Source organism: Streptomyces sp. NPDC020884 (assembly GCF_044333935.1).
Classification (GTDB): Bacteria; Actinomycetota; Actinomycetes; order Streptomycetales; family Streptomycetaceae; genus Streptomyces.
Genome location: NZ_JBIRRY010000002.1, coordinates 865,405 through 871,711, shown reverse-complemented (window position 1 = coordinate 871,711; position 6,307 = coordinate 865,405). Strand labels below are relative to the sequence as shown.

At 73.0% G+C, this 6,307-nt stretch carries 4 protein-coding genes; 1 reads left to right on the top strand and 3 read right to left on the bottom strand.

Going from position 1 to position 6,307, the window contains the following annotated elements:
- Positions 1–160 precede the first annotated feature (160 nt).
- From ACH4UK_RS10555 to ACH4UK_RS10545, 3 genes are all read right to left on the bottom strand, one after another.
- Complete coding sequence (locus ACH4UK_RS10555) at positions 161–2,065, bottom strand: SpoIIE family protein phosphatase (protein ID WP_398355627.1); 1,905 nt, start codon at positions 2,063–2,065, stop codon at positions 161–163.
- 384 nt (positions 2,066–2,449) lie between these two features.
- Complete coding sequence (locus ACH4UK_RS10550) at positions 2,450–3,136, bottom strand: DUF402 domain-containing protein (RefSeq protein WP_398355626.1); 687 nt, start codon at positions 3,134–3,136, stop codon at positions 2,450–2,452.
- A 79-nt stretch (positions 3,137–3,215) separates the two neighbouring features.
- Entirely contained in the window at positions 3,216–4,619 is a 1,404-nt protein-coding gene (locus ACH4UK_RS10545) for a class II fumarate hydratase (protein WP_398355625.1), read from the bottom strand.
- A gap of 106 nt (positions 4,620–4,725) precedes the next feature.
- Between ACH4UK_RS10545 and ACH4UK_RS10540 the strand changes: the two genes are divergently transcribed.
- Positions 4,726–6,279, top strand: coding sequence for a ricin-type beta-trefoil lectin domain protein (locus ACH4UK_RS10540; protein WP_398355624.1), 1,554 nt, complete (start codon positions 4,726–4,728; stop codon positions 6,277–6,279).
- The last annotated feature ends 28 nt before the right edge of the window (positions 6,280–6,307 follow it).

Below are 6,307 nucleotides of genomic sequence, written 5' to 3'. Positions count from 1 at the left end.
CGGGCCCCGGGGCCGGGGGCCACGGGCGGTTGGGGGCTTTGCGGCCCTCCCCCCCCCCGCACCCCGGGGCCCCCCCGGGCGGGGCGGGGGGGGCCCCCCGCCGGGCCCCCCCCCTCTCCTCACGTCCTCATGTCCTCATGGCCGAAGAGGTCCCCGGCGGCTACTGTCCCCGGGTCGCCATCTCGAACCAGACGACCTTGCCCGTCGAGAGCCGCGTCGCCCCCCACCGCCGGGCCAGCCGGTTGACCAGGAACAGCCCGCGGCCGCCCTCGTCCGTCTCCCGGGCCCGTCGCTGCCGGGGCAGCTGCGGGGAGTCGTCGCCGACCTCGCAGCGCAGGATGTCGGTCCGCAGCAGCCGCAGCGTCACCGGCCGCTCCGCGTAGCGCACGGCATTGGTGACGACCTCGCTGACCAGCAGCTCCACCTCGTCGGCCAGATCGTCCAGGCCCCAGCGGCTCAGCGCCCGCCGGGCCAGCCGGCGGGCCCGGCCCGGAGCCGCGTCCTCCGGCTCCAGATACCAGTACGCCACATCGCTCGGGGCAATCCCGTCGAAGCGGGCGGCGAGCAGCGCGATGTCGTCGTCCCGGTCACCCGGGCCGAGCATGTCCAGCACGTCGTCGCAGAGCGCCTCCAGCGGCGGCGAGTGGTCCGGGCCGGTGAGCTGCGCGGTCGCCGCGAGGCGCTCCCGCAACTGCTCGATGCCCGTCCACACGTCCCGCAGCCGCGACTCCACCAGACCGTCGGTGTAGAGGAGCAGTGTGGCGCCCGCGGGCGCGTCCAGCTCGACGGCCTCGAAGTCGACGCCGCCCACCCCGATCGGGGCGCCCGGCGGCACCACCAGCACCTCGGCCCGCCCGCCCAGGTGCAGCAGCACGGGCGGCGGGTGTCCGGCGTTGGCGATGGTGATCCGGTGCGCGACCGGGTCGTACACCGCGTACAGGCAGGTCGCCATCCGGTCGCTGCCGAGCCGTTGCGCCTGCTCGTCCAGGTGGTGCAGCACCTCCTGCGGCGGCAGGTCGAGCTGGGCGAGGGTCTGCGCCGTCGTACGGAGCTGGCCCATGATCGCCGCCGAGGTCATGGAGTGGCCCATGACATCGCCGACGACCAGCGCGACCCGGCTGCCGGGCAGCGGGATCGCGTCGTACCAGTCGCCGCCGACCCGGGCCGTCTCGGCCGCCGGGAGGTAGCGCGAGGCGAGCCGGACGCCGGTGGGCTGGGGAAGCGAGTCGGGCAGCATCGTGCGCTGCAACTCGTCGGCGATGTAGGCCTCGCGCCCGTACAGCACGGCCTTGTCGATACCGAGCGCGGTGTGCGTCGCCAGCTGCGCCGCGACCAGCAGGTCACTGGCCTCGAACGGGGTGCGCTCGGTGCCGCGCACGAAGACCGCCGCCCCGATGACCCGGCGCCGGCCGCGCAGCGGGGCGAGGATCGCCCGGTGCCCGGTGGGGACGGACCGGCCGGGGCCGAGCAGCTCGGGCAGCGCGGCCCGTGCGGCCGCGGAGTCGCCGAACACCGGCCGCACCCCGCGCAGCACCTCGGCCAGCGCGCCGCCCGCCCGCACCTCGCAGAGCTCGGCGGCGGGCATCAGGTCAGCCTGCGGGTCCAGGACCACCGGGCGCAGCCGCTCCGACTCCGGGCCGCCGTCGCCGCTCTCCTCGTCGCTGAGACGCAGCCGGTCGCTGCGCCGCAGCCGCAGCACGAACGGGCTCACCGGGCGCTCGTCGCCCACCGGCAGCGGGTCGCGCAGATAGACCAGGATCGCGTCGGAGAACGTCGGCACGCTGGCCCGGCACAGACCCAGGACGATCTCGTCCAGGTCTATGCCCCGGGCGATCCGCCGGGTCGCCGCGCCGACGAACCGCAGCCGGTCGCCCTCGCGGCGGGTGGCCGCCTGCGCGTCGGCGACGGCGGCCGCCGCGGGACCCGGGTTCGGTGCGGCGGCCGGAGCCGGTACGGAGGCAGCGGCGGCGGCGGCCGCGGCGTCCTGCTGCCGGGGCCGGGTGCGCTCCTGCTGCCGGGCCGCGAGCGGCTGCCGGCCTTCGTGGGAGGTGGGGTGCTCCGTCACGCGTGGGATTCCGTCCGTCCGGGCCGGTTGTATGAGGCAGTCACCTCGTGGGGCGCTACTGTGCCCCGGCAAGCGCGGGAAGAACAACGGCTGTCACCGGATGCCCCCGTTGTGGGGGCCGAAACCGAACGCCGCGGAGATGGCCGACGGGCGACCCCTCCGGTGGCGGACGCGGCGACGGGGCAGCGGACAGCGTGCATGTCTCCACCCCCTCGTAGTGGCTCCCGCGACCGAGCGGAACGTCCGGGTCCGTGGCCCGTACCTCCGCACGACCGGTGTGATGACTTGTGGTCAGTTCCGGTGTGGCGCCCGCTGGTTGCGGTGTTCAGCCCTCCGTGCGACCGGACCTGCCGACCGATCCGCCCGAAGGGTTCTTCCAGGGTCTCACGACGGCATATGGGCAGGGGTGCGGTCCCAGTCATCCGGCAGCGGGGGCACCTGCCAGCGCGGGTCGGGCCGCCAGTGCTCCCAGCCGTCCCGGAACGGCGGCCCCCAGCCGTCGATCACCTCGACCGCCGCCCGGCCCGCCTCCCGGACCCGGGCCGCGGTCTCCCGGCCCATCAGGCCGACCTGCTGCGCCTGCGCGAACTCATCCTCGTCGAGCCATCTCCAGCTCCGGTCGGGGTTCACGGAGATGTCGAGAAAGTGATCCTCGGAATCCACCCCGCCGGACCACCGGGTCCGGGGCTCCTCCAGATTCACGTACCAGTTGCGGAACATCCAGCCGCGGTCCCAGAACAGCCACACCGACCACGGGTCCCCGGGCCGGGCCAGCTTCAGCACCCCCGAGCCGAACCAGGTCGAGCGGGCCGTGGTGCGCGGCGCGGTGTAGCGGGTGGCCAGCGGCTCGGCGTGCACCTGCGTGCCGTCGGCCAGCACCGGACGCACGCATTCGGTGCCGGGCGCCATCCAGACGGCGAGCAGCTCGTCGGTGTCCTGGACGACGGTCACCGGACGGCAGATGTGCACGGGCGGGACGCCGGCCGTCCGGTGGTTCCGGCCGTTGTCGCGGTAGCGCCAGAGGATCTGGTCCCCCGGCGTCCAGCGTGCGCACTCTCCCGTACCTGTCATGGAGAGATCTTACGGAGCGCTCCCACCGCCCCGCTGCGACTCAGGTCACCCGGATCTCACCGGACGTCCCGCCCGGCGCTCACGGACGCGTCATCCGCAGGACGTCCAGCGCCTCGTCGAGCTGCTCCATCGTCAGGTCGCCGCGCTCGACATGGCCCGAGGCGAGGACCGTCTCGCGGATCGTCGTCCCGTCCTTCAGCGACTTCTTGGCGACCTTCGCCGCCGCCTCGTAGCCGATGTACTTGTTGAGCGGGGTCACCACGGACGGGGAGGACTCGGCGTAGGCGCGGGCCCGCTCGACGTCGGCGGTGATGCCGTCGACCGTGCGGTCCGCGAGCAGCCGGGAGGCGTTCGCCAGCAGCCGTACGGACTCCAGGAGGTTCTTCGCGATGACCGGGAGCATCACGTTCAGCTCGAAGTTGCCGGCCGCACCGGCCGTGGCGACCGTCGCGTCGTTGCCGGTGACCTGGGCGGCGACCATCAGGACCGCCTCGGGAATCACCGGGTTGACCTTGCCCGGCATGATCGACGAGCCGGGCTGGAGGTCGGGCAGCGCGATCTCCGCGAGACCCGTGCGCGGACCCGAGGTCATCCAGCGCAGGTCGTTGCAGATCTTGGTCAGGGACACGGCGACGGTCCGCAGCTGGCCGGAGGTCTCCACCAGCCCGTCCCGCGCACCCTGCGCCTCGAAGTGGTCGCGGGCCTCGGTGAGCGGCAGCCCCGTGGCGTCCGCGACCTCCGCGATCACGGCGGCGGAGAAGCCGGGCGGGGTGTTGATGCCGGTGCCCACCGCCGTACCGCCCAGGGGCAGTTCGGCGAGCCGGGGGAGCGATGCGCGCAGCCGCTCCACGCCGTAGCGGATCTGTGCCGCGTAGCCGCCGAACTCCTGGCCGAGGGTGACCGGGGTGGCGTCCATCAGGTGTGTGCGGCCGGACTTCACGACCTCCGCGAATTCGGCCGATTTCCGCCCCAGGGATGCCGCCAGGTGGTCCAGGGCGGGGATCAGGTCGGCGGTGACGGCTGCGGTGGCCGCGATGTGGATGGAGGACGGGAAGACGTCGTTGGACGACTGCGAGGCGTTCACATGGTCGTTGGGGTGGACCTCGCGGCCGAGCCGCTCGGTGGCCAGCGTGGCGATCACCTCGTTGGCGTTCATGTTCGACGAGGTGCCCGACCCCGTCTGGAACACGTCGACCGGGAAGTGCTCGTCCCAGCGGCCCGCCGCGACCTCGTCGGCGGCTTCCCGGATCGCGGCCGCGATGTCCGGATCCAGCACCTTCAGCTCGGCGTTGATCTTGGCGGCAGCGCCCTTGATCCGGGCCAGCGCCTCGATGTGCGCCCGCTCCAGCCGCTGCCCGGAGAGGGGGAAGTTCTCCACCGCCCGCTGGGTCTGGGCGCGCCACTTGGCGTGCGCGGGAACCCTCACCTCGCCCATCGAGTCGTGCTCGGTCCGGAACCCGGTACCGCCTGACGCGTCAACCATGGTGTTTAAACCTCCTGCAAAAGATGAGCACTTGTCTTGTTCTACGTATTCCCAAGTCGCCTACCGGCCAGTAAATACCGGGGGTAACCACTTACCGGGAGGCGCAATGAGGCGCACCAGCACCAGACTTCGAGGGCTCCGAAGCCTTCGCCGGCTCCGCTGTACGGTCGCTGCCACCGTCGCTCTCGCGGCAGCCGTCGGCGGTATGGCCGCCGCCGGACCCGCGGGCGCGACGGAGTCGGGTACCAGCTCTATCGCATCCACCCCTCTCCCGCCCGCGCTGGAAGCCGTCCGGGCCGCCGAGGCCACCCAGCTGTACGGGAGCCCCGCCGAGCGGCCCCTGGAGGACCGCAAGACCGGGCTGATCTCGCTCGGCGACAGCGAGATCTCCGGCGAGGGCGTCGGCACCTACGACCCCGGCACCAACGGGCCGGACAACTGGTGCCACCGCTCACCGGACGCCGCGATCCACCGCACGGGCATCGCGGCGGACCTCACGTACAACGTCTCGTGCTCCGGCGCCTATACCGGGAACATCAAGATCGGCGGAAACAAGCAGTACGCCGACGAGCTCGTGCAGAGCGACAGCCTCGCCGTGAAGGCCCGCAACACCCGGATCAAGATGATCGTCCTGGTCGCCGGGGCCAACGACGACCTCCAGTTCGGCCCGGTCATGACCGACTGCGTGGTGCGCTACATCACCCTCCAGGGCCCCTGCGAGCCGAAGTACGCGGGCGGCTGGCAGGCCCGGGTGGACGCGCTGGTCCCCAAGGTCGAGCAGACCGTCCGCGACCTGCGCACCGTCATGACCGACGCCGGGTACGCGGGCAGCGACTACAAGCTCGTCCTGATGGGATACCCGAGCCCGATCGGCCCGGACTTCCGCGACAACCCGAAGTTCCCCGGCAAGCTCATCTGCGGCGGACTCGGCTACGACTCCGACACCGTCTGGGGCCGCAACACCGCCGTGCCCGCCTTCCAGACCGGCATGCGCCGGGCCGCCGCCGCCACCGGAGCCTCCTACCTCGACAACTCGCGGCTCTTCCACGGCCACGAGGTCTGCACCGAGAGCGCCTGGGCCCGCGGCCTCTACATCGACCTGAGCAAGCCCGGCCTGCCCGACGAGAACTCGGTCCGGCAGTCCTTCCACCCGAACCAGGCCGGCCACCGCGCCTTCGCCTCCTGCCTCACCCAGCTGTACGACTCCGGTCTGCGCGAGGCGAGCTGCGCCGACCCCGCGAGCACCGGGAACCCGGTCCTGACGGGTGCGGCCTGGGACGACCTGTTCACCCCCCTGAAGAACGAGGCCACCGGCGCCTGTGTCGACGTGCCCGCCTCGGTCACCCGTAACGGCACGGCGATCGGCGGCTGGGGCTGCCACGGCGGGCGCAACCAGAACTGGTGGTACGACGCCGGCACCCAGACCGCCCGCACCGCGCTCAGCCACGACCGCTGCCTGGACGTGCCGGGCGCGAAGTACGACCCCGGCGCCGCGCTCGTGGTGTGGGACTGCTCGGGCGCGGCCAACCAGAAGTTCGTCCGGCAGTCGGGCACCCTCCGCCCGGCCGCCGCGACGGGCCTGTGTCTGACGCTGGCGGGGGCCGAGGACCCGCTCAAGCTCCAGACGTGCGACGGCAGCGCGCAGCAGCGCTTCGCGTAACCACCGCGTGCGAAGGGGCGGCCGCCGA

Excerpts from the sequence above, each read along its gene's own strand:
- ACH4UK_RS10550 (WP_398355626.1), bottom strand. The coding sequence starts at position 3,136 with ATGACAGGTACGGGAGAGTGCGCACGCTGGACGCCGGGGGACCAGATC.
- ACH4UK_RS10545 (WP_398355625.1), bottom strand. The coding sequence starts at position 4,619 with ATGGTTGACGCGTCAGGCGGTACCGGGTTCCGGACCGAGCACGACTCG.
- ACH4UK_RS10540 (WP_398355624.1), top strand. The coding sequence starts at position 4,726 with ATGAGGCGCACCAGCACCAGACTTCGAGGGCTCCGAAGCCTTCGCCGG.